This window comes from Shewanella sp. SACH (genome assembly GCF_001887095.2).
GTDB lineage: Bacteria > Pseudomonadota > Gammaproteobacteria > Enterobacterales > Shewanellaceae > Shewanella > Shewanella baltica.
Genome location: NZ_MPDG02000002.1, coordinates 140936 through 163132, shown reverse-complemented (window position 1 = coordinate 163132; position 22197 = coordinate 140936). Strand labels below are relative to the sequence as shown.

The following is a 22197-nucleotide window of genomic DNA, read 5'->3' as shown; positions in this document are numbered from 1 at the left end:
CTCTGTAATAGCACAATCAACATCAGCCACTGACATAAGAACAGTCGACTCAAGTTAGAGTAGGCTCTGGTTCAATCAGCCGCTGACTAAACTCGACTTAGGTTGAATTCGGATCGGCTTTAAGCAAAGATGAGAGTTATCTTCAGGCGAAGGCATCAAATAAGGACAAGGAATATCCATGCGTGATAGTACTCAGCTCCCTGTTACCCGCCGTATGTTACCAAGCTTGTATCAGTCACTCTGCCTAATCCTAAGCAGCCGAAATCTCAGCGGCATAAATCTAAGCGGTATAAACCTAAGCAGTATAAACCTAGGCCCATCGACCTTATTCCTCCACAGTCGTATCTGTCAGCGGCTCGCCAAGTTCCAAATCCCACGTCCTATAAAACATCAATCCCAACAATTCGGTATATGCGCACTGGCCTGCTTTGTGGCAGCGACTCTCAGCGGCTGTGCTAACTCACTAGAAACCTGCGCGCGCACTGAGCTTAAACTCACTTGGGCCGAGCCCGCAGAGTTACAAGCGACAGTCACAAGATTAAGCTCGGATGAATTTGAAGGCCGTAAAACCCAAACTCAAGGCGCGGCCAAAAGTCGTGACTATATAAAGCAGCAATTTGAGAGTCTCAATTTACAGCCTTGGGGAGCGGACTTTATCGTGCCCTTTGAATACCAAACCTTCTTCACCCAAGAAACCGGCGCCAATGTGGTCGCCACCGCCATGGCGACAGCGCCGACGAATCGATGGCGCATTATCGTCGCCCACTATGATCACTTAGGCATGAGCGGCAGCAAGATTTACCACGGTGCCGATGATAACGCCTCCGGCGTCGCCGCTATGCTCGCCATTGCCAAACATTGGCAGCAGCAATTTGCCCTACAACCCAATACCTTGCCTAAGGTGAATCTGATGTTTGTGGCAACCGATGCCGAAGAACCGGGACTCTATGGCAGCATCGCCTTGGTTGAACAACTCAAAACCCGCCTGCCAGAGGCGACATTTGAATTAATGATTAACCTCGACATGGTGAGTCACCCAGGCAGACCCTATGGGATTTACCTTGAAGGCAGCCGAAACTTCACTCAGTTCAATCAATTTAAACCCCTACTCAATCAACAAAACCGACTGTGCATTAAGCTCACGCACCCAAAACCCGTTGGCCGTAGCATACAAAGTACCGACTGGCTGCGGGCATCGGATCATTATCCCTTCCACAAAGCCAATATCCCTTGGCTGTATTTTGGCGTGCCGACCCATCCCCAATATCACACCCCTGAGGATACCGTCGCGACAATCGACATCACTTTTCTCGCAGCCGTGACTGAGTCAGCATTTGAGTTACTTCAATTAAATGCCGAATATTTAAAGAATTAATGGGAAGTGGCGCGTTTCTTGCTCAGTTTTAGCGAAAAAAATGCAGAAAACAGGTTAAATAGCGTGACTCTGATTGGTAAAGTGCCGTCCATGCTGCTATAATCCGTCGTTCGCGGGAAATCGACACGGGGTTGATTTTCTGTCTGTGAAACTTTAGCGCCATTTCGCGCGCGCATCCACAAGGCTACAACCCAATGTCATCCGATGAAAGAACTTTCCGTGAACTCGGCCTATCCGAGAATTTGTTGCGTGCTCTTGACGAGCTAGGTTATGAAAAACCGACGCCAATCCAATCAGCCAGTATTGATCCACTTATGGCTGGCAAAGATATTTTAGGTCAAGCGCAAACAGGTACAGGTAAAACTGGCGCCTTCGCTTTACCACTATTAAACAAAGTTACCAGCCAAACTACACCGCAAATTTTAGTCTTAGCACCAACACGTGAATTAGCCGTGCAGGTTGCTGAAGCGTTCAGTAGCTATGCCAAATTTATGAAGAATTTCCACGTTCTTCCTATCTATGGCGGCCAAAGCATGCAACAACAGTTGAATGCCCTGAAACGTGGCCCACAAGTTATCGTTGGTACGCCTGGTCGTGTTATGGACCATATGCGTCGCGGCACCTTGAAACTCGACTCATTACAAGCTTTAGTGCTTGATGAAGCCGATGAAATGTTAAAAATGGGCTTCATCGATGATATCGAATGGATCCTTGAGCACACGCCAAGCGAGCGCCAACTGGCGTTATTCTCTGCCACTATGCCAGAGCAAATTAAGCGTGTAGCTAACCAGCATTTACGTAATCCTGTACATGTTCGTATCGAATCAAGCCAAACTACGGTTGAGTCAATCGAACAGCGTTTCGTACAAGTATCACAACACAATAAACTTGAAGCTTTAGTACGTGTATTAGAAGTTGAAAACACTGAAGGTGTGATCATATTCGTGCGTACTCGTAACTCATGTGTTGAGTTAGCTGAGAAGTTAGAAGCCCGCGGTTATGCTTCATCACCACTACACGGTGATATGAACCAGCAAGCCCGTGAGCGTGCAGTTGACCAACTGAAACGTGGCAAGTTAGACATTCTGATCGCGACTGACGTTGCGGCCCGTGGTCTTGACGTTGAGCGTATCGGTCACGTTGTGAACTACGATATTCCGTATGATGCCGAAGCTTATGTACACCGTATTGGCCGTACAGGCCGTGCTGGCCGTACTGGTATGGCGATCCTGTTTGTAACTAGCCGTGAAATGCGCATGCTGCGCACTATCGAGCGTTCAACTAACAGCCGCATTTCACCAATGAAGATCCCAAGCCCAGAGACTGTTGCAGAACGTCGTCTGTCTCGCTTAGGTGAGCAATTGGCTGAAACAATCAACGGCGATTTAGATTTCATGAAAGAAGCTGTTGCTCAATTATGCCAACAGTTAGAAGTCGATACCGATCTGCTAGCCGCTGCATTATTACAGCAAGTTCAGCAAGAACGTCCTTTGCAATTGCCAGCAATTCAAGAACGTGTTCGTGATGAACGCAGTGAGCGTACTGAACGTAGCGACCGCGGAAGTGATCGTAATGACCGTGGTGGTGACCGTGGTGAACGCAGAAGTCGCGAACCGCGTCCAATGCCAGCAAGCTTAGGCTCAGCTGAAGCGTTGAAAGACAATCCAGATTTGAAAATGTGCCGTTACGTGATCGACGTAGGTCGTGAGAATGGTGTAGGTGTGGGTAACATCGTTGGCGCTATCGCGAACGAAGCTAACATCGACAGCCGTTACATTGGCGCAATCCAACTTTATGATGCAGTGACCACTGTTGACCTGCCAGACGGCATGCCAAAAGACGTGTTACAGCACCTACGTAAAGTACGTGTTTGTGGCAAGCCATTGAACATCCGCGAAGCTGGCGATCAAGTATTTGTTGATTCAGGCCGTAGTGCTCGTTCAGACCGCCCTGCTGGTGACCGTAAACCACGTGGTGATCGTCCAACGGGTGACCGCCCAGCTGGTGACCGTAAGCCACGCGCTGCGTCTACTGGTGACAAGCCATTTGCTGACCGCAAACCACGTGCAGACAAGCCTGCCGGTGAGCGTAAGCCACGTAAACCACGTGAAGACTAATCTAGCTTAAGCTAGAGACTAAAAAAGGAGCCTAGGCTCCTTTTTTGTTGGCTTAAAATCAGTAATCTGTCTCTAACAAAGAGAGCCTACGACCATTCACAACACGAATACAGGCCTCAGATAACGAGTTTGCTAACTGCTAAAACTAGCATCCATCTGTTTCGAATAAAAACGAGTGTCCAGTTGAGGTATGGTGATATTCGGCATAGCACTGGCCGGCAGTTAAATCTCCCGTTCCATAACCCAACCGCGAATAGTCATTATCTTCAAATGCTTGTATATCGCCGTAATCAGCCTGCCTTTTAGTATTATCTTTAGTCTGTTGTTTAGGCACGCCTAAATCCATAAAAGTCTCTAAGAAATACAAATTAGGTGACGTAGATTCACTCTTAGTTTCAGGAAAACCTGCATAGAACTGATAATCACCGTATTGGGTCGCGATAGTAACATCGTCGCCAGTGGTGTTGACGATTTGTGCTTTCATATGCAGCATCTTGGTCATATCTTGCATCTGCCCCAAATACCCTTTTACGGCATTCACTTTGGCATCTCTTTGCAAGTTCATAAATTTAGGCGCGGCGATAACAGCCAAAATGCCTAAAATAATGATCACGACGACCAATTCAATTAAGGTAAACCCTTGAACACGTTTCTTTAAAGAAATCTGCATTTTTATTCCTTTTCCTCCAGAAGCAGCCATGCAAGCAGTGGAAGAATACGCTCTGTGTAGACTGATGTTAATAAATAAACGACAAATAGGCAGCGCAAAGACGCAATATCGACAAAAACAGACTCCTTAACGAGCAGCCATGGCTCAAGATTGACTCTAATGCTTATTCGCTTAACAATGTCATCCAAACGCTAAGCGTTCCCTTTGAGAGTTTCCCCATGAAAAAAGCCCTTACCGCTGGACTATTATCCGCCTTCGTCGCCCCTGGCAGCGGCCATTTTTATCTGCAACATAAACGCAGCGCTCTAGTGTTTTTTGTGCTGGCAATACTGAGTCTCGGCCTGTTACTGCAACAAGTCATGCAAGTGGCGCAGCTGATCTCGCTGGATATTCAAACTGGCGTTTTGCCGCTGGATATGGGCGTAATTGCGGCCGAAGTGACCAAACAAACCACGGCAACCATTCGGGATGGTGCAGACAAGCTGATGTACGGATTTATCCTCTGCTGGCTGATTGCCTTATTGGATAGTGTACGCTTGGGACTGAAGCAAGATAAGCAAGATACAGTCCTAAACAATGCCTAGTCACCCACTGTCCACGCTTCGATAAAGCTATGGTAGCAAGCCACTAGCATGTCGGCGTCGTGGGCATAATCAGGAATAATTTCAGGGCAATATAATGCGCAGCGGCTACCCGCATTACGCGCGGTTTGCAGATCAAACAAATAATCGCCCACATATAAGATATCTGCGGGGGCAAGCTGCCACTGCTGGCAAATAAGATGAATACCTTCGGGATGCGGCTTAGGCTGCGCGTCGTAGCGGGTTAATACTAGTTCGATATCTATGCCGAGCTTATCGATAGTGATTTGCGCCGCTTCCGGCATATTGCGGGTCAAAATAGCCAAGGGCAGCGATTTAGCCCGTAGGCATTCGATAAGCTCACGCGCGCCATCAATCCAACTGGCATTGAGTGAGCTTTGTCTCTCGTACTCATGGACGATTTCCAGCGCCTGAGCCTGTGCTTGACCCGCACTCAGGCTATCCACATGGGCCAAGATATCCGTACCAGAATGAATCCCCAACTCACGCCGCAGACCAGCAAAATCCGGATTGGAGTGCGCTAAGGTACCGTCGAGATCGAAGATGACCCCACGGATATCCTTAAGTTTTAAATCGCTGAGTCTAGTGATCACTGGCCTTTCCCATGGGTAAAAATGTATGTTTCATATGCTAATTAAATACCATTGGGCTAATCAAATACCATGGATATTAGGCAGCCTGCAAACGCTTCGCCTGACGATTGCGATACAGAGGCAGTAATTGTACCACCATCACAGACACAATAATGACGCCAATCCCCAGCAGAGATAATCCATCTAATTCATCGGCATGGAAGACTTCTGGCCACCAGCCAATGCTCACCACCAATGCAGTGGCACTAAAGCTAAATACTGGCGTTAGGGCCAACATGGCGCTCACCTGCGCCGTCGGCCAGTACTTCATCGACTGCCCAAAACAGCCATAGGCGATCAAGGTATTGGCGGCGCAAAACAGCGCTATCTGCCACTCAAAGCTGTCCATACTGGCAAACTGACTAAAGTCGCTAAAGGGAGCCATTACGAAAATACCTAGGCCATAGATCACTAAAAGCACGTTCGCGGGCGATAAACGATTGAGTAATGATTTTTGCAACAAGGCATAGCTAGTCCACGACAACGCCGAGAACTGGATAATCATTACCCCAATCCAAACCTGATGATTATTGGCGCCAGATAAATCCAAATACGGATGGAAAAACATCAACATGCCTAAGGCCAGTGTCGCAAAACAACTGAGCTGCACCGCATTCAGCCGTTCCTTAAAAAACAGCACGCCACCGAAGGCGAGGAAAAAGGGCGAAGTCTGGAAATTCAGCTGGGCAGCACCCGGCGCGAGATAATCGAGAGAGTAAACAAAAGACACATAATTGAGCATCAAAAACACGCCCGCAAGCACTAACCTTAACCAGACTTTGGCATCGAGCGCCGCAAATTGCTTAAGGCTACCCGCGCTCCATTGGATCAATATGCTGACCACAAGCGCGACCAAAAAACGAAACCATGTCAAAGTGACAGGATCGATAAAAGCCCCCGAAAGCTTCAAGGCTATGGGTAACATACCCCAAAATACAATCGCAACTGAAATGAAGATCAGCCCGAGTTGAGCATGATTATTTGCCTGAGGGGCGTTATGGCTAAGGTTCACGGAGATGTCCAGTAGAGACCGCAAAATGGAGCGTCATTCTGGCACTGAGTCAGCACAATATCTAGCAGCACATAATGGAAACATTCGCGTTAGCATGGATACTTTAGCTGACACTTATGTGGGGCAAGTATCAGCATCTTACGATGATTAGAATATTGGCCGCACTCTTGATTCACTTGCAGCAGATTTACTACGAAAGTCAACATTGGCATTTCCTGCGATGGCAATAACCGAGTATATTTGGCCGATTAAATGGCTTCTCTGCCACACTGTTTCTACGTCTCGTCTTTCTAGGCTCACTCTTTAAATAGGAAAGTTAATGTCATCTACCGCCCCGCTCGAACCAGTTCAAATGCAGATTCATGCCGCAGCAAAGGAACTCGCCGAGCGCCGCGCTGCAGGCACCTGCGGCGATTTACTGCTCCCAGAGCTGAGGCCAACGAGCTTCGAACAGGCCTTCGCCATTCAGCAAACCGTGGCTGCCATCTATAAGGCTAACAAAAATCCTATCGCGGCGTGGAAATGCCTATTACCCTCGGCGGAAAAAACCGTCGTAGCGCCTATTTATCAAGCTGATGTGTATCAACAATCGGCCACTTGCCCACTCTATCCATCGACTAAAGATCTGGCCCGCGTCGAACCTGAACTCGCCTTCGAGATTGCTCGCGATTTACCGCCAAGAACCACGCCTTACACAGAGGCTGAAATCGACGCGGCCTTAGGCCACACTCGCTTAGCCTTGGAATTGATCAAAAGCCGCTACCATACGCCCAGTGAAGCGACGCATTTCGATGCCCTCGCCGATGGTTTAGTCAATCAAGGATTATGGTTAGGGCCAGTGCTAAACCCGCTAGCAGGTTTAGAGACCAGCCATTTCGAACTCTGCGTTAACATTCAGCATGGCGAAACACTGCAAAAATCCGCCATTCATCCCAACGGTTTCCCTAAGGCGGGACTCTACTGGTTAGTGAACTTTTTATCCGCCCAAGGCATTGGCTTAACTCAAGGGCAATATGTGATCACAGGCTCCTACGCTGGCGTCCTCGATCTGCCATTGGCGCAGGTTTGTGACTTTGAATACGGCGCGCTCGGGCAGTTTGCCGTGACTTTCACTGCGAAGTGATGGTGGCGAGTAAAGCACTTGCGGCTAATAAAGCGACAAAGCACTGATAAATAAGCGAACTCGGTTTCAACTAGGCTCGCTTATTTTTAATCTCAACTCTCAACTCTCAACTCTCAACTCTCAACTCTCAATTCTCAGTTATCAGCACTCCCCCAGCATTATTAACAAAAGCCAAACCGACTTGTCCCATAATGCACATCTATGTATCATCTAAATTCATCAATAATAAGGATATATAGAATGTCGCACGGAAAAATGCTGCCAATAGCCTGTCTTCTTGCCCTCACTTTAGGCACATCTCTTAGCGTGCACGCCTCAGAAAATAGCTTTACCAAAGCCTATAGTGACTATCAAGCCGCCGTAGAAAAAGGCGATGCAGCTAAGATTGAAGCGAGCGCAAAAATCGCTTACCAACTCGGCGAAGCTCAATATGCCAAAGACAGTGTCGACTTAGCTAACCTCGCCTTGAATTGGGCCGCGGCGATAGAAAAGCAAGTTGCACCCTACCCATTTACAGAAAAGAATCTACCAAAAACGGCTAAGGCGAATGAGTTGTATCAGCTCGCTCTGGCTAACTATAAAGTTCATTATGGCAAAAAAGCGCTTGAGCTTATCGATCCCTTACTGGGTGCTGCGCAAACCGCCGTCGAAGCCAAAGATGCGAAAGAGGATTTTCTTACTGCTATCGCAATTGCGGAAAAATCCGATAAAAAGAAGCTGATCGCCGATGTAAAAATAGCAGCCTTTAACCGCTTATCTAATACAGAGCTATACACGAAAAGCGTAAGACGCTATGCCTTCGATGCCTATGATATTTATAAAGAGATTTTGCCAGAGAACGCCATAGACAGAGTCAAAGCAACCTTTACTGTTGGCGCTGTTGAATTTGTGGAAAAACATGATAGTAAAGCCGAACCTTTACTGCTGGAAGTGGTTAAACAATTCGACGCACTCAATTTTAGTCATCCCTATGCCTTGAGTGCCCATGCGTATTTAGTCGAACTGTATGAGCGCCAAGGAAAGCGTGACGAGTCCACCGCCCACTGTATTGCTATCGGCAAAATGCGTCCTTGGGCCGACGCACAGGAACAACAACCTATTTTCCGTACCGTCCCAGACTATCCAATGTCCTATGCGCAGCGAGGTAAAAGTGGCTGGGTTCAGCTTAAATTTACTGTCGATGAGCATGGCTTCGTCAAAAATCCTGAAATTTTAGCTTCTAAGGGTGGTGCTCTCTTCGAGAAAGAAACACTAAAAATGATAGATAAATGGCGTTACGCACCTAAGTTTGAAAATGGTAAAGCCGTTGAGGCACAAACCACTGTGCAACTGGATTACACAATCAGTCGATAACTCATTACTTCAGCCCGCTATTTCACCTCATAACCTAGCCCGTCGCTCACACTCGATGGGCTTTTTTCATCCTGTGTTGCAATCAGCCCCTGACTTAAACTCTGCTTGAGTTGGCTAAGACAGGTTTGGCAAATACACGCATCGGCAGACAGTAAAATGGGGCTGATTGCCCCTTGCAGCGAACCTGATGCTTGCGCTTGCAACACCGCCAAAGGCGGAAACACCTGCTGCGCACACCAACAATCCTCAATGCCCTTACCTAAAATCACAGCACATTGATTCGCGCCTTTGCACAGGGGGCAAATTTGCGCAGCTTCTAACTTAGGTTGTTCCGATGGCAGAGACACGGTAATCCTTATTGCAAGATAAGTTGTTATAGCGCGTAGATCATAATAGATTTTTGCAACTCAGGCTTAGTTGATTTGACCAAAGTGAGACTTTAAAACTTTCCAAACTACGTTTGAGTGCTTTAGTTTAAAAGTCGTGGGGCTTCACCCATCAGGCTAATATTGGTGCTGTTTAGCACAATGCTATATTGATTGCGGCCTCACGGCCGAGATAAATCAAAGTCGTGGGTCTTCAACCCACACCCGACCAAGAGGGGATCAACAGCAATTCCCTCTTGCCTCTTTGTTAACAAGAGTCCTTGCCGAACAACGTCCATGTCTAACTGCCAGTTCGCCATCCGTGGCTCTCGTTCGTAACGCTGCTATGCAGCACTCACCCTAGCGAAGTTACATGCATTAGAGACAGGCCTCGGTCTTATGGATAAATTGCTATCGCTTCCGAAGGATGCGTCCCTGCACCTGCGAAAGCTAGCCGGACATCCATCTCCGGACTCACGCAATTTATTCCAACGCCCCGCGGCAACTTCGCAGGGGATGGTGAACTTCTGTAGTTTTGGTGTTGCCTGTGAATCCCAGAGATTTGTGTCTTTTCCATTTTTTTTAAAATTGGGTGTCCTGTTTTGTTGTTACTGTTTTTTTAAATCTAATGAACTAGTTTTGTATACACATTTAGCTTTGATAATTAAGACTATTAGCCATATTATCTAGACTCAGCAAGAGTTTTAAAATGGAAAACTGTTGGTTTTCCTCCACTAAGTAACAAGAACTATTGTTCTTATAGAGGGAATTGAACGTAGAATTAATCACAAAGGAGTGTATATGGAATCATTTTTAAGAATTATGAGAATTGCTGGTGTCAATTTTCCAGTGGCAGCCTCTTTTATTCAAATAAGTAATGAGTTTGATGCTATTAAAATTCAAAAAAGACTTGATGCTTTAGAAGACCCTATCAGCTATCTACACCAAGACCTGCCTGCGTTATCTCATGTTATTTACCTTGCTTTAGTTGAAAATGATTCATCAATGTTAATTTTAAGGGCTGATGTTTACAAAAAATACTCTAGAGCCTTCGCTATACTCGACTCTAAAGGCTTAATTGAGAAATTTAATGAACTAGGTTCTTTATATCCTGTTGAGATAAAAGTATCAGATCCTTGTTTCATTTTATATTTATGTACCCGTTTTGAAGAAACTAAAAAAATGGATTTACTATTAGCGCTAGTTGAAAATTGCGAAGTAGGTAAATGGCTAAACGGCTATGAAATTCAAAAGGAAGTACAGCTACCGATTGTATTTATCCGAGCTGTTTTTGATGTTTACCAAGCAAAAGGCTTTGGGATATGCTCAAGAGAATCAAATTCTTGTGCTTATCTCGCAGGTATTTAACAACTTCCCCCCTTAACTAGGGAATCTAGCTTCACGAGTCGGAATATCTAAAACTTAAGGAAAATATAATGTTCAATGTTAAGTTAAAACTAATATTAGCAGCCATCTTTATCACACTAACCGGTTGTACTGGCTTAAACGATGCTATGACACCGTCTATGAAAACCCATAAAGACTTATTTGATGGTTCCCTCATAGTTTCACAGGCTCCAGTAAGTTCGTCTTCAAGCTTAAAAGAGGGCTGGCACACCATGGGGTTCGAGTGGAATCAAAAATTTCCAGATGTAGTTTTCCTAGAGGTCGGAACAAACGGAATCACTAATGTTCAGGGAGTGGCTTTTAATGTGGATGGGGAAATAATTGAAAATATCACTGAAGCGAGTGTACTAACAAAATACGGTAGCTGGTCTACTCGTCGACTTGTTATGCCAATAAACGAATTTGTCAAAGTAGCGCAAGGGCATGACGTGAAAATGAAGTTAATCCAAATTGACACATATTCGGTATCCACTTTTGGCACAAGTCATTCAGGCGCAGTTGTTAATTCTAAATTCGCTCCATTCCTGAGTAAGCTGAAAGAGTTAAATGCAATCCAGTAAAGCTAATACATCAAAAGCTAATTTTAAGCTTTTGATGCTTCCTACACTCTAATCATCTATTAGTGATGAATGTTGTATTAAGGTCATAACAGATAGGTGTAACACAATTCACTCGTACAACCAGCGTAAATCAGCTTCTTAGAAAACGTAGAGAGGGTTCGACTCCCTCAATACGTTTTGCACATTCGAGATAGTGAATAAGCCACTTATAGCGAAAATCTCCGTATGCTTTTAAAGCGACAGTTAACACTAATGCTCAAAAGGCGAGTCATGGTGATTTGCGAGACGACCGTCCGCCCCATGGACGGGGCGGTCGAGCATCCAAGGATGGACTGGCTGCGAGTCGACGAGCGAATGCCATGACTCACCTATACATTGATACCTGCAAACGCGAAGATCCTAACAACTGAAATCACAGATGACTCAGTAAAATTGATCAACGCATGTTTGACCCATTAAAAAGCCAGTAAAGATAACCTCTACTGGCTTTTTGGTTCATGAAAATAGGTCTAGATTTATAACTAACTCAAACTCATCTCTAAACTGGCCTAACGCTTTGGGCTATGACTTCTTAGGAAAAATCGGATAGGACTCAGTGCCTAACACTTTGCCATCGACCTCGACACCATAGTAATCGCTGTCATTGTGGTATTTCTCCTGCGCCTGCTTCACATCGCCCTTGCTACGCGGGTCCTGTGGACGCTCGTGGGAGTTGATATAAGCTGCAACGTCCCAAGCCTGTTGGTTAGTCAACTGCATACTCTTACCAAAAGGCATGTTTTCATGGATGAAGAATGCGGCAGTATTGACCCTGTGCATTCCTGCCCCCCAGTTGTAACTCTTAGGCCCCCACAGCGGTGGCAGCGCATAAACGCCAGCAATCGCTTGACCTTGGCCATCAACACTGTGGCAAGTTTGGCAATGGGCGACATAGACCTCTTTACCCCGTTCAGGTGAATAGGCTTGTTCGGGTTTTGGGATCTCAGGATAACCACGACCCGGCAAGTTGGCACGCTGCTCAACTGTCATCGCCTTGGCTAATATCTCAGGTAGCGGGAAATCTTCCCGTTTGGCACCTTTGACTAACTCTGCATCGCTAAGCTCAGGGACTGGGCCGCTAATATTTGCTTCGTCCATCAAGCCACCCATGCCTAACCAATAGGCATAGGCAGAAAGCGCCACTAGCTCAGGGCTCGCCGATGCAGGGGCTTTACCATTCATCGAATAGTTAAAGCAGCCCTGAATGCGCTCTTCAAAGCTACTGACCTTATTGTCTTTTTTGCGATACGCCGGATAAGCAAAATACGCGCCCCAAAGGGGTGAAGCATTGGCTTTTCGGCCCGCATCCATATGGCAGTTGGTGCAGTTAAGCTCGTTACCCACATACTTATCACGCAGTTGTTGGGTATTCACAAATAGCTGATAACCCAAACGCACTTTGTCACCAAAAGCGCCTTCAGGAATGGCACTCAAAGGTCTAGGGACGAGATAGGTTTGATCCGGTATCTTAGGGAAAGAAGGCAGCGGGGCTTGTTTATCTGGGCGCTCTTGCACCGGATCCGATTCGGCTTGCGCCGGCACGGTTAACGACCCCATCGCGGCCAGTAATAACATTGCGGAATATTTCATGGCCAGCTCCTTATTTCAAATTAGCAAAGTAGTTCGCTAAGGCATCAACCTCAGCGGCGGTAAGCTTGTAAGCTACGTTCGCCATCATGCCATCGACATCACCTTTGCGCGTTCCCGACTGCCATGCTAGTAATTGAGTTTTAATATAACTCGCTTGCTGACCGGCTAAACGGGGAAATAAGCCGCCACCTAACCCCGAAGGACCATGGCAGGTCACGCAGGCTGGTAAACCACGTGACCAATCACCTTGGTAGGCTAAGCGGGCGGTATCGTCATTGAAAACCACCTGTTCGCCGCGGATAACGGGCTTGACCTCATTGGCAGGCTTTGCAGAAAAGTAGTTTGCCACTTGCTCAATCCCATCTCCTTGTAACGTCATTGCCATCGGCATCATGGTTGCGTTTTGGCGCACACCCGCTTGGAAATGCTGTAATTGGGTCGAGATATATTGTTTAGATAATCCCGCTAATCGAGGGCCGAGCGGTTCAACGCCCTGACCTTCTACCCCATGACAAGACACACATAACTGTGCCGGTTGGGGGATAATTTCCATCAATTGTTTGCCAGAAGGCGCAACGGAGGCGGCCGCATAGCCGCTGCATAGCGTTAAGCCTATGACGAATGTTTTAATCTTCATGTTCTATCCTTGAAGAGAGTTAAGCTCTAAAGCATAGGTGGTTATTGTTATTTATGTTGCTGCTCACACACTGAGCCCACTTTTGAGTAAGCCGCCCATTTTTAAAACAGTCAATAAATGAGCCTTAGCGTTCATTAAAGCTCATTTATTGTTCAATCCAAATGGGATAAATTTACCTTACTCTTTGCAAGGGTATGCTGCAAGTCTTCAAGCCCGAGTAGCCAGAATCAATAACCAAATCGCGTCGATTCAAAACGATTCAATAACTTATGTATCAAATAACACAGGAGTAGCGTGCCGACGATGGCGGTGAGAATGCTGCTCACTCGATATAAGGCGCTGAAGATTAAATCGTTGCCTGGGGTCAGATACTGCCCAAACAGAATGCCTAAAGTTGTCATGGCGCCAAAACCCACGCCAGAGCCACTTGCCTCTCGTACATGGGCTTGGCTAAAGATCATCAGTCCAATCCACAGTAAGGGGACGATTAATATCAATAGTCCTGACCAGTCATAGAGTACCAACTGCACAACGACCCCAAACGACACGCCCAGCAAAGTGCCTATGGCGCGCTTACGGGCATAGTCGAGTGCGCCATTCCAATGCATAGGAAACAGGAGCAACAAGGTGGTCGCCTGAGCCGACATCGAATCCCGCAGATCAAATATTTGGAATACCAGAAATGATGCCGTCGCTATGGTCGCGCCGAGTAACGCTTCGTGGCGCATTCGATGTGGCGCCTTAGGTCCAGGCTTGTAAGCCGCCCTGGGTTCCACATCGGGCCAGAGTGCCGTCATAGCGTAGGCAATAACGACCGACAATGCCGTCGCCCAAAAGTTACTGAAAACTAAGTCATTCAGATTGGTATTGGGATAGCTTGCAAAGTGCAGCATGATGCTGAGGCTGAGCACTCCATTGGCGCCAAAGAGGAATAAACTGCCGCGGGACATGGCCGCAAAACGGTATAGAAATAACAGAAAGACGATGGGCGTCATCAGGCCGGGATGGCTACCGAAGAAACCACCGATCAGTCCAACCTCTAACCCCGCCATGGCAGATGAGGCCAATAACTGGCGCATAGCGTGGCCATTCATCACAGGCACAAGTCCGAGTAATAGCATGGGGGTCACAGTGAAAAAGACTCCATTGCTCCAACCAAACATTTTACACAGGGTAAAACCTATGGTCGCGCCAGTCGCAATCCGTAAACACTGGCGTAAATCGTTGGCCGTCAATGGGCTATGGCGTAGTAACATGCTCGTCGCCTTGTTCTATCGATACGTAAAATGGGGATGTTTAGCTGGCTTATGCTGCATTCACACTTATGTTGCTTTGAAGCGTTCACTCAAGCGACTCACGGCAAACACACACCAACCGCGAGTCACTCGCCCGTCAACAGCAATTAGTGCGAGTAGATAGGCGAGTCAATACGCTAGTAAATAGGCTGATAAATAAGCTAGTAAATAGGCTAATAAATATAGTGCAGCAGGCTAATGACTTTAATCTGCACCTTAGCCAGCAGACTAAATAGGCTATTATCGGGCAGCAGTTGTACGGTTGCGCGCGCACCGGCTGGCAAGCTGTTCATCGCCATCCCATCTAACTCCAAATGCAGCCTCAATCTTTGGGCATCACGCACCCAACGATCAGATTCCTGCGGCGCCGCTAAACGGCCATTGGCATCGAATTGCCCCGCACTCACGCCCGCATCGACACTGCTCACCGTCGCCCGATATAAACGGCCGGGTTCGCCATCGAACGCAATCAAAGCGGTCGATGAAGCATTGACGCCACGCAAACTCTTTTCACGAAAATCAGCAATAATATCAATCTTATCCGATACCACGGCTAACAGAGGTTGCCCTACGGTCGCAAAACTCCCGACTTCTAGCTGCAGGTTAGTCACTATCCCGTCCTGATCGGCATGGATTTGGGTGTAAGACAAATTGAGCTCAGCTTGGGCAAGATGATTTTGTGCCTGACGCACCTTAAGATTCTCTTCGCCATAACTGCCACGGCTCACCTTAAGTTTTTCTAAACGCGCATTGGCGGCGAGCAAATTGGCTTCCGCGGCGGCGGCATCACTATCGGCCTGATCCCTTTGCTGCTGCGATACACCATGGGTGGCATACAGGGCATCGAGGCGTTTAGCTTCGCTGCGTTTCTGTTGTGAGGTGGTTTTGTTGGCATTGACGTCGGCCTTCGCGGCCAGCAGCGAGGCATCTAACTCGGCATTGTCTTGGCGGGCTTGCTCTAAGGCTAATTTAGCTTGAGATACCGCTAACTCATAGGGCGCGGGATCGACTTGAAACAACAAATCGCCCTTGGCAACCGCTTGGTTGTTCGTCACGGCTATGGTCTGAATTTTGCCGCTGATCTGCGGCGTAACCTTAGTCACCACACGCGTCGCCATAGCTTGCGGCGTTAATGGCATCATAGTATCGGCAAGCATAAAATAGCCAAAAACCATCACAAAGCCGAACATGGCAAATTTTACTAAACGGGCAAACTGTTGATCCGGTGTCATCTTCTTTCTCACAAAATGGTTGCTGTTGCCTTGGCCAATTTGGCGCTGGCGTTGTCACTAATCAGGCTAATAATGCGTTCAAATTCGCTGAGCTCGCTGGCACTGATCCCAGCTAATAACTCACGGCGCACCTGAATTATCCGCGCTTCCATTTGCTTTAATACATCCAATCCCGCAGGCGTTAGCGTCACAATCCTTGCGCGCTTATCTTTGTCGCAGCAATGACGCTCGACTAAACCTTGCTCCTCTAATTGCCCTAAGGTGCGCATTAACGAAGCCAATTCAATTTCTAAGGCATCGGCTAACACTTTCTGGCTCACGCTGTCGCCTAAACGCAGTAATTTCCACAATGCCGTCCAGCGGGGATGGGTTAATCCCAAAGGCGCCAGTTCGACATCAGCCACGGTACGCCACAATCGATGCAGACGGCCTAAATGCTCCGCCAGTGATAACTCTTTCAATCGCTCTAATTCTTTTTGCATCTTGCTTACCCACTTAGTTAGCGTGCTAAGCATTATACTTAGTTAGCAGGCTAAGTAAATGTGCTCATATAAAAAATTTTCTGTGTCCTATGGCGCAAAAATGTCGCATAGGGAAACAAATAATCCAAAAGGCTGGCGTCATCTCAAATATAGTCAGCCGTATCTCTATAATATTAAAAAGATAAATCAGACTGATGAAGTGAACTGGGAGGTTGGCTTTGGTGAATTTAAAAATTAGTACGAGGATTGTGGTTGGGATATGTCTATTACTGTTGGCCATGATGAGCTTTATCATGCTGCTAGTCCTGTCGGAATTCAGCAGTCAGGTGAAAGAATCTGAGCAAAGAGAACTGCATAAACTGTACGAAACTGCGGTAGCCAACATAGCCTCATCCGGTAAACTCGCACAGGCCATGGCAACGATAGTTTCACTGACGCCAGAGATCCAAAGTAACTTCGCCGAACGGGATCGCCCTGCACTCAAAGACCGTACTCTGCCCCTGTTTGCCAAGCTTAAGCAAGATTTCGACGTACAACAATTTCAGTTTCATACGCCGCCGGCAACCTCTTTTTTACGATTACATCGCCCCGAAAAATTCGGTGATGATCTCACTGCAATTCGTAAAACTATTGTGGAAACCAACACCACAAAACAGCCCTTAAACGGTTTGGAATATGGTGTCGAAGGTTTAGGGATTCGCGGTTTAGTGCCCATGGGTTATCAAGGCCAACACACAGGCTCAGTGGAATTTGGTATGTCCTTTGGACAACCTTTCTTCGACAGTTTTAAAGATGCTTATCAAGCTGAAATCGCATTATTGTTGCCCAATGGCGCGGATTTTAAAGCATTTGGCGCCACGTTCACGCCCGATATTCAGGCCATAAGTGAACTCAATAGCGTGATGCAAGGCAACGAAGTTATTCGCACTATTAGCTTAGAGGGCAAAACCTTCGCTTTGTATCGCCACGCCATAAAAGATTACTCGGGGCAAGTCTTTGGGGTACTGGATATTGCGATGGACAGAAGCCATTCAGAGCAAGTCATGGCGGATATTCGCCTCAAGTTGATTCTCATCGGTTTCGCTGCAATGTTAATCGGCACTGCCATTGCTTGGTTTATTGCTAAGGGCATTACCCGCCCAATAGCAGAAACAACCCAAGCCATGAATGACATCGCCGAAGGCGAAGGCGATTTAACCCGTCGAATTACCATAACGAGTAAGGATGAAATCGCCGAGTTAGCGCAGGCATTTAACCGTTTTGTGGAGAAAATCCACCACACTGTGACTCAAGTGTCTGATGCCACGAGTTTACTCGCAACCTCAGCGGAAGAGATGTCGGGCATTACCCACGAAACTCAATCGATGGCCAATCGTCAGAATCTTGAAACCGAACAGGTCGCCACCGCAATGAATGAAATGGCCGCCACTGTTCAAGAGGTTGCCCACAATGCGACCGATGCCGCGGATGCTGCCAATCACGCCAATGAGTCAACCGAACAAGGCAAACTCGTAGTGCAAAAAGTCGTCGCGACGATTGCTGTATTAGCGGAAGAAATCGCCGCAGCCGCCAATGCCATTAATGAACTCGAACGTAATACTGCCGAAATTGATTCTGTATTAGTTGTGATCCGCAATATTACCGAACAGACCAACTTGCTGGCGCTTAATGCTGCAATTGAGGCCGCCAGAGCCGGAGAGCAAGGACGAGGATTCGCCGTCGTAGCCGATGAAGTTCGCACCCTTGCGACTCGCACTCAAGCTTCAACCACAGAAATTCAAAAAATGATTGAAGCGCTACAGCTTAAAGCCAAATCTACCGTTTCGGCGATGGAAACCAGTTCACGCACTACTCAAAGCTGTGTTGCCCAAGTTAATCAAGCGGGTGAAGAACTCGTGGCCATCACCCAAGCGGTTTCGACCATTAGCCAGATGAACATCCAGATCGCCAGCGCGGCAAATGAGCAATGTGCTGTTTCCGCAGAAATTAACAAGAACATCAATAACATCAACGATATTGCCACGACGACAACCAATAGTGCAGTGCACACTGCGCGGGCGGGTGACGAACTTGCCCAGCTTGCGGCTCGCCTGCAACTGCTACTGGCACAGTTTAGGATCTAATACATACACCACTGACACAAAGCAAAACGCCGCATTCTCTGCGGCGTTTTTATTAGTTTATGTTGTTGATGTTTTACTTAGGACGCACACCTAACGTATGGCAAATAGCGTAGGTCAGTTCGGCGCGATTTAAGGTGTAGAAGTGGAAATCCTTCACGCCTTCACGGGACAGGACTTTTACCATGTCGATTGCCACGTTTGCGCCCACCAATTGGCGTGTACCGGCATCGTTTTCTAAACCATCGAATTGCTTGTGTAGCCAGCCCGGTAACGACACATTGGTCATGCCCGCGAAACGTTTTAACTGGGTAAAGTTAGTCACAGGTAAAATGCCTGGCACGATTTCAACGTCGATACCGGCGGCGACGCAGCGGTCACGAAAACGCAGGTAAGATTCCACATCGAAGAAAAACTGGGTAATGGCACGGCTAGCGCCCGCATCAATCTTACGCTTGAGGTTGATCAAATCAGCCTGTGCATTGCTCGCATCGGGATGCACTTCTGGATAGGCCGCAACGGAAATATCAAAGTCGGCCACAGAGCGCAGTAAACGCACTAAATCCACCGCAAAACGAGTTGGCTTAGGGCTGCCCGCAGGTAAATCGCCCCGCAGTGCTACTATGTCACGAATGCCCGATTTCCAGTAATGCTTAGCCAGTTCTAATAGCTCTTCATCGCTAGCATCCACTAAGGTTAAGTGCGGCGCGGCAACGAGGTCAGTTTCCTGTTGAATACGCTCAATCACGCCGTGGGTGCGGTCGCGCACACCTGAGTTAGCGCCATAGGTCACAGACACAAACTTAGGATTAAGCGGCTCTAAACGACGAATAGAGTTCCACAGGATCTGTTCCATTTCGGGGGTCGATGGCGGGAAAAACTCAAAAGAAACATTAATATCGCCATTAAGCTCAGACAAGCTCTGGTTCAGCGATTGTGAATGTTGTGCGTGATGAAAAGCCATGTGTATTTCCTCAACCGCCCTTGGCGCTACTCTTTGCTATTATGAATTAGTTCAAATGGACGTTTGGACGTCTATATGTCCATATACTAGAGAAACTGAGATGTAAGTCAAGCCAAAAAATGTCCATAAACCGCATTTAATCTCGGTTAATTCGATAGATTTATTTTAGCCAATAAAAAAGGACTCAAATGAGTCCTTTAAGCTGCTGAATTTCAGTCTACTCTTGCAAGAGATCGCGACAGATCTGCGTCAGATCCGACTGCACGGCCGCAGCTGTCACTTCGCGTCCGGCGCCCGGTCCACGGATGATCAACGGATTGCCTTGATAGAAGACGCTGCGGATCACAAACACGTTATCCCCTGGAGTCAAATTAGCGTAGGGATGATGGGCATCAATCCATTGCAAACCGACTTCGGCTTTAAGCTCTGGGCCGCTGTTATCTAAGGATGCCACGTATCTGAGCACCTTATTTTGTTCCGCCGCTGCGCCGTATTGTTGCAGCAGATCGGCATCTAACTCGGCAATGCGGGCAAGAAATTGATCTAAGGGAATATCCGCCAAGTCGGCTGGCACTAATGAGCGTAATTCAATATCTTCAAGCTCGATTTCAAGGCCAATTTCACGGGCCAAAATAAGCAGCTTACGCTGCATATCACGACCGGACAGATCGTCGCGGGGATCGGGTTCAGTAATACCTAAGCCTCTGGCTTCAATCACTAATTCAGAGAAAGGCTTGCTGGTATCGTATTTCTCAAATAACCAACACAGAGTGCCAGAGAAAATCCCGCCCACGGCTTCAACACTATCACCGCTGTTACGCAGATCATTTAGCGCATGTTGGATGGGTAAGCCCGCGCCGCAACTGGCGTTATAGCGCCAAAATAAACGACGATTACCCAGTTGCTGCTTTAACTCACGGTAGAAAGGCAGTGGACCCGAGCCCGCAAGTTTATTCGCGCTCACCACATGGATACCGCGCTCGAATAGCTCTGGATATTGCAGCGTCAAACTGGCACTGGCACTGATATCTAAGGCCACCAGCTCATCGCAGTTAACCCGTTCTAATTGCTCGAACAAGTGCTCGTACTGCCAAGGTGTTGCCTCGGTATTAAACTCAGTCTGCCACGCGGCAAGATTAATCCCAGTGGATTTAATCAAAGCTTTACTCGAACTGACTAAGCCGACTAACTCAACACTGGCTTCGAGTTCATGGTCCAATGATGGTGAAACCGACTTAAACAAATCGACCCAAGCCTCACCTATGTTGCCCACACCGAGTAGTAAGACGCCAATGCGTTTACGCGGCCCAGCGCAGCGGCGGTGTACCTTTTGGGTTAACAGATTCACCTGCGACTGAGGCACCAGCGTCACTAAGCTTAAGTCGCCACTAAACAAAGGTTTAGCATCACGGCTTAGTAAACGGGCGAAGCTACGGCGATAATGTTCAGCATCGGCACTCACTAACGCCACTAAGCCGAGATCTGTGTTGATCTGCTGATCGCTGATCCCTAATGCTTGTGCATGAGTATCGAGCAATCTTTGCACTTGTTTTTGATTTTCAGCGGTATAGGCAAGCTCAACCCTTTGATGGGCAGACGTCCAATGGGCCAATGGCGTTAAACCCGCGGCGATCAACGAATCTAATAAGCTCGTTAATTCACCAGTGAGCTTAAAGCCGAACAAGACGACAGCATTGAGGTTCGTCACCACAGGCGCGCTCGCAGACGAACTGTGGGGCGCAATCAAGGTAAAGTCGGTGTGGGACGCATAACTTGAGCGCACCGCTAAACTCACTTCGGTATTGAACAAAGGCTGCAGAGTGCGCGAATGCAATACTGGCGAGCCTAAACGCGCTAAGCGGTCAGCTTCGGCAAGTGACATGCTTTTCAGTAATTTAGCATCGTTGATTTTATTAGGATCGGCGTTGAACACCCCTTCTACATCGGTCCAAATGGTCACGCGCTCAATATCGGCGAGACTAGCAATCAGGCTGGCGCTAAAATCGGAACCATTACGACCAAGTAATAAAGTATCGCCGCGCTCGTTAGCGCAGATAAAGCCAGTGATCACCAGTCGTTCATTTGGATGGGCGGCCAACAGCGCTTGTACTTTTGCGCGGGATTCCTGCACCCGAATTTGTGGCACGGCGGCTTCATCGGCCACTAAAATTGAACAGGCATCCACGTGGCTTGCCGCCACACCAGATTCGCGCAGCAGCGCCGCCATTAAACGTGCCGACCAACGCTCGCCAAAGCTCACCACATGGTTAACTTGATATTCGTTACGTTCGTCGAGGGACAATAAACTGATGAGTTGCGCCTGATCTGTCGCCAAACGCTCACGCAGATCGCGGGCTTGTTCGTTCGACAATAACTGCTCTACCAACCCCTGTTGATAGCTGGTCAGCACTTGTAATTCTTCTTGCCACAACTGACCCGCGTCGCGCAGCGCTAATAATTTATACAGGAAATTCGTGCTCTTACCCGCCGCAGAGACCACCACAAGGTCATCACTATGACCGTGGGTTAACAGGATATGGGCGACTCGACGATAACAATCGGCATCCGCTAAACTGGAGCCACCAAATTTATGTAAGTGACAACGTGCCATCTATTATTCCT

19 protein-coding genes are annotated in these 22197 nt (G+C 47.6%); 8 read left to right on the top strand and 11 right to left on the bottom strand.

Features of this window, described 5'->3' with window-relative positions; translation table 11 throughout:
• The first annotated feature begins 178 nt into the window (after positions 1–178).
• Positions 179–1375 carry a M20/M25/M40 family metallo-hydrolase gene (locus tag BM607_RS08550; protein WP_071938667.1) on the top strand — a complete coding sequence of 399 codons (1197 nt, stop codon included), beginning with the start codon at positions 179–181 and terminating at the stop codon, positions 1373–1375.
• A gap of 194 nt (positions 1376–1569) precedes the next feature.
• Positions 1570–3492 carry a DEAD/DEAH box helicase gene (locus BM607_RS08545; RefSeq protein ID WP_071938668.1) on the top strand — a complete coding sequence of 641 codons (1923 nt, stop codon included), beginning with the start codon at positions 1570–1572 and terminating at the stop codon, positions 3490–3492.
• 145 nt (positions 3493–3637) lie between these two features.
• Here the strand turns inward: BM607_RS08545 and BM607_RS08540 are convergent, their stop codons facing one another.
• Positions 3638–4162 (bottom strand): prepilin-type N-terminal cleavage/methylation domain-containing protein, encoded by a 525-nt coding sequence (locus tag BM607_RS08540; RefSeq protein ID WP_071938669.1) that lies wholly within the window; start codon positions 4160–4162, stop codon positions 3638–3640.
• Positions 4163–4380: 218 nt separating this feature from the next.
• On the opposite strand from BM607_RS08540, the gene BM607_RS08530 reads away from it, so the two are divergent.
• Positions 4381–4746: a DUF6677 family protein gene (locus BM607_RS08530; RefSeq protein WP_071938671.1), complete on the top strand. Its 366-nt coding sequence runs from the start codon at positions 4381–4383 to the stop codon at positions 4744–4746.
• Here the strand turns inward: BM607_RS08530 and BM607_RS08525 are convergent.
• Positions 4743–5357: an HAD family hydrolase gene (locus tag BM607_RS08525; protein WP_071938672.1), complete on the bottom strand. Its 615-nt coding sequence runs from the start codon at positions 5355–5357 to the stop codon at positions 4743–4745. The two genes, BM607_RS08530 and BM607_RS08525, sit on opposite strands and share 4 nt — an antisense overlap.
• 76 nt (positions 5358–5433) lie before the next feature.
• Complete coding sequence (locus BM607_RS08520; RefSeq protein ID WP_006086990.1) at positions 5434–6408, bottom strand: DMT family transporter; 975 nt, start codon at positions 6406–6408, stop codon at positions 5434–5436.
• Between the two features lie 319 nt (positions 6409–6727).
• On the opposite strand from BM607_RS08520, the gene BM607_RS08510 reads away from it, so the two are divergent.
• Together BM607_RS08510 and BM607_RS08505 are read left to right on the top strand one after the other, a co-directional pair.
• Positions 6728–7531 (top strand): hydratase, encoded by an 804-nt coding sequence (locus tag BM607_RS08510; protein ID WP_071938673.1) that lies wholly within the window; start codon positions 6728–6730, stop codon positions 7529–7531.
• A 240-nt stretch (positions 7532–7771) separates the two neighbouring features.
• The gene (locus BM607_RS08505; RefSeq protein WP_071938674.1) at positions 7772–8884 is read left to right on the top strand and encodes an energy transducer TonB; all 1113 of its coding nucleotides are present in this window, start codon (positions 7772–7774) and stop codon (positions 8882–8884) included.
• A 17-nt stretch (positions 8885–8901) separates the two neighbouring features.
• On the opposite strand, the gene BM607_RS08500 is transcribed toward BM607_RS08505, so the two are convergent.
• Positions 8902–9231, bottom strand: coding sequence for a cysteine-rich CWC family protein (locus BM607_RS08500; protein ID WP_071938675.1), 330 nt, complete (start codon positions 9229–9231; stop codon positions 8902–8904).
• Positions 9232–10050: 819 nt separating this feature from the next.
• On the opposite strand from BM607_RS08500, the gene BM607_RS08495 reads away from it, so the two are divergent.
• Complete coding sequence (locus tag BM607_RS08495) at positions 10051–10617, top strand: hypothetical protein (protein WP_071938676.1); 567 nt, start codon at positions 10051–10053, stop codon at positions 10615–10617.
• 68 nt (positions 10618–10685) lie between these two features.
• Complete coding sequence (locus BM607_RS08490) at positions 10686–11216, top strand: hypothetical protein (protein ID WP_071938677.1); 531 nt, start codon at positions 10686–10688, stop codon at positions 11214–11216.
• A gap of 561 nt (positions 11217–11777) precedes the next feature.
• On the opposite strand, the gene BM607_RS08485 is transcribed toward BM607_RS08490, so the two are convergent.
• The 5 genes from BM607_RS08485 to slyA form a co-directional block, all read right to left on the bottom strand.
• A complete protein-coding gene (locus BM607_RS08485) occupies positions 11778–12845 on the bottom strand; it encodes a c-type cytochrome (protein ID WP_071938678.1) in 1068 nt (355 codons plus the stop codon).
• 10 nt (positions 12846–12855) lie between these two features.
• Complete coding sequence (locus BM607_RS08480; RefSeq protein WP_071938679.1) at positions 12856–13482, bottom strand: c-type cytochrome; 627 nt, start codon at positions 13480–13482, stop codon at positions 12856–12858.
• 227 nt (positions 13483–13709) lie between these two features.
• Complete coding sequence (locus BM607_RS08475; RefSeq protein WP_071938680.1) at positions 13710–14738, bottom strand: DUF2955 domain-containing protein; 1029 nt, start codon at positions 14736–14738, stop codon at positions 13710–13712.
• Positions 14739–14950: 212 nt separating this feature from the next.
• Positions 14951–16009: an HlyD family secretion protein gene (locus BM607_RS08470; RefSeq protein ID WP_071938681.1), complete on the bottom strand. Its 1059-nt coding sequence runs from the start codon at positions 16007–16009 to the stop codon at positions 14951–14953.
• Between the two features lie 8 nt (positions 16010–16017).
• Entirely contained in the window at positions 16018–16491 is a 474-nt protein-coding gene (gene slyA / locus BM607_RS08465; RefSeq protein WP_006083211.1) for a transcriptional regulator SlyA, read from the bottom strand.
• Between the two features lie 221 nt (positions 16492–16712).
• Here slyA and BM607_RS08455 point away from each other — a divergent pair, with 221 nt between their 5' ends.
• The gene (locus tag BM607_RS08455; RefSeq protein ID WP_071938785.1) at positions 16713–18614 is read left to right on the top strand and encodes a methyl-accepting chemotaxis protein; all 1902 of its coding nucleotides are present in this window, start codon (positions 16713–16715) and stop codon (positions 18612–18614) included.
• Positions 18615–18687: 73 nt separating this feature from the next.
• On the opposite strand, the gene metF is transcribed toward BM607_RS08455, so the two are convergent.
• The gene (gene metF, locus BM607_RS08450) at positions 18688–19575 is read right to left on the bottom strand and encodes a methylenetetrahydrofolate reductase (protein ID WP_006083212.1); all 888 of its coding nucleotides are present in this window, start codon (positions 19573–19575) and stop codon (positions 18688–18690) included.
• A gap of 217 nt (positions 19576–19792) precedes the next feature.
• On the bottom strand, positions 19793–22186 hold the full coding sequence (locus BM607_RS08445; protein ID WP_071938682.1) for a bifunctional aspartate kinase/homoserine dehydrogenase II: 2394 nt from the start codon (positions 22184–22186) through the stop codon (positions 19793–19795).
• Between the last annotated feature and the right edge of the window lie 11 nt (positions 22187–22197).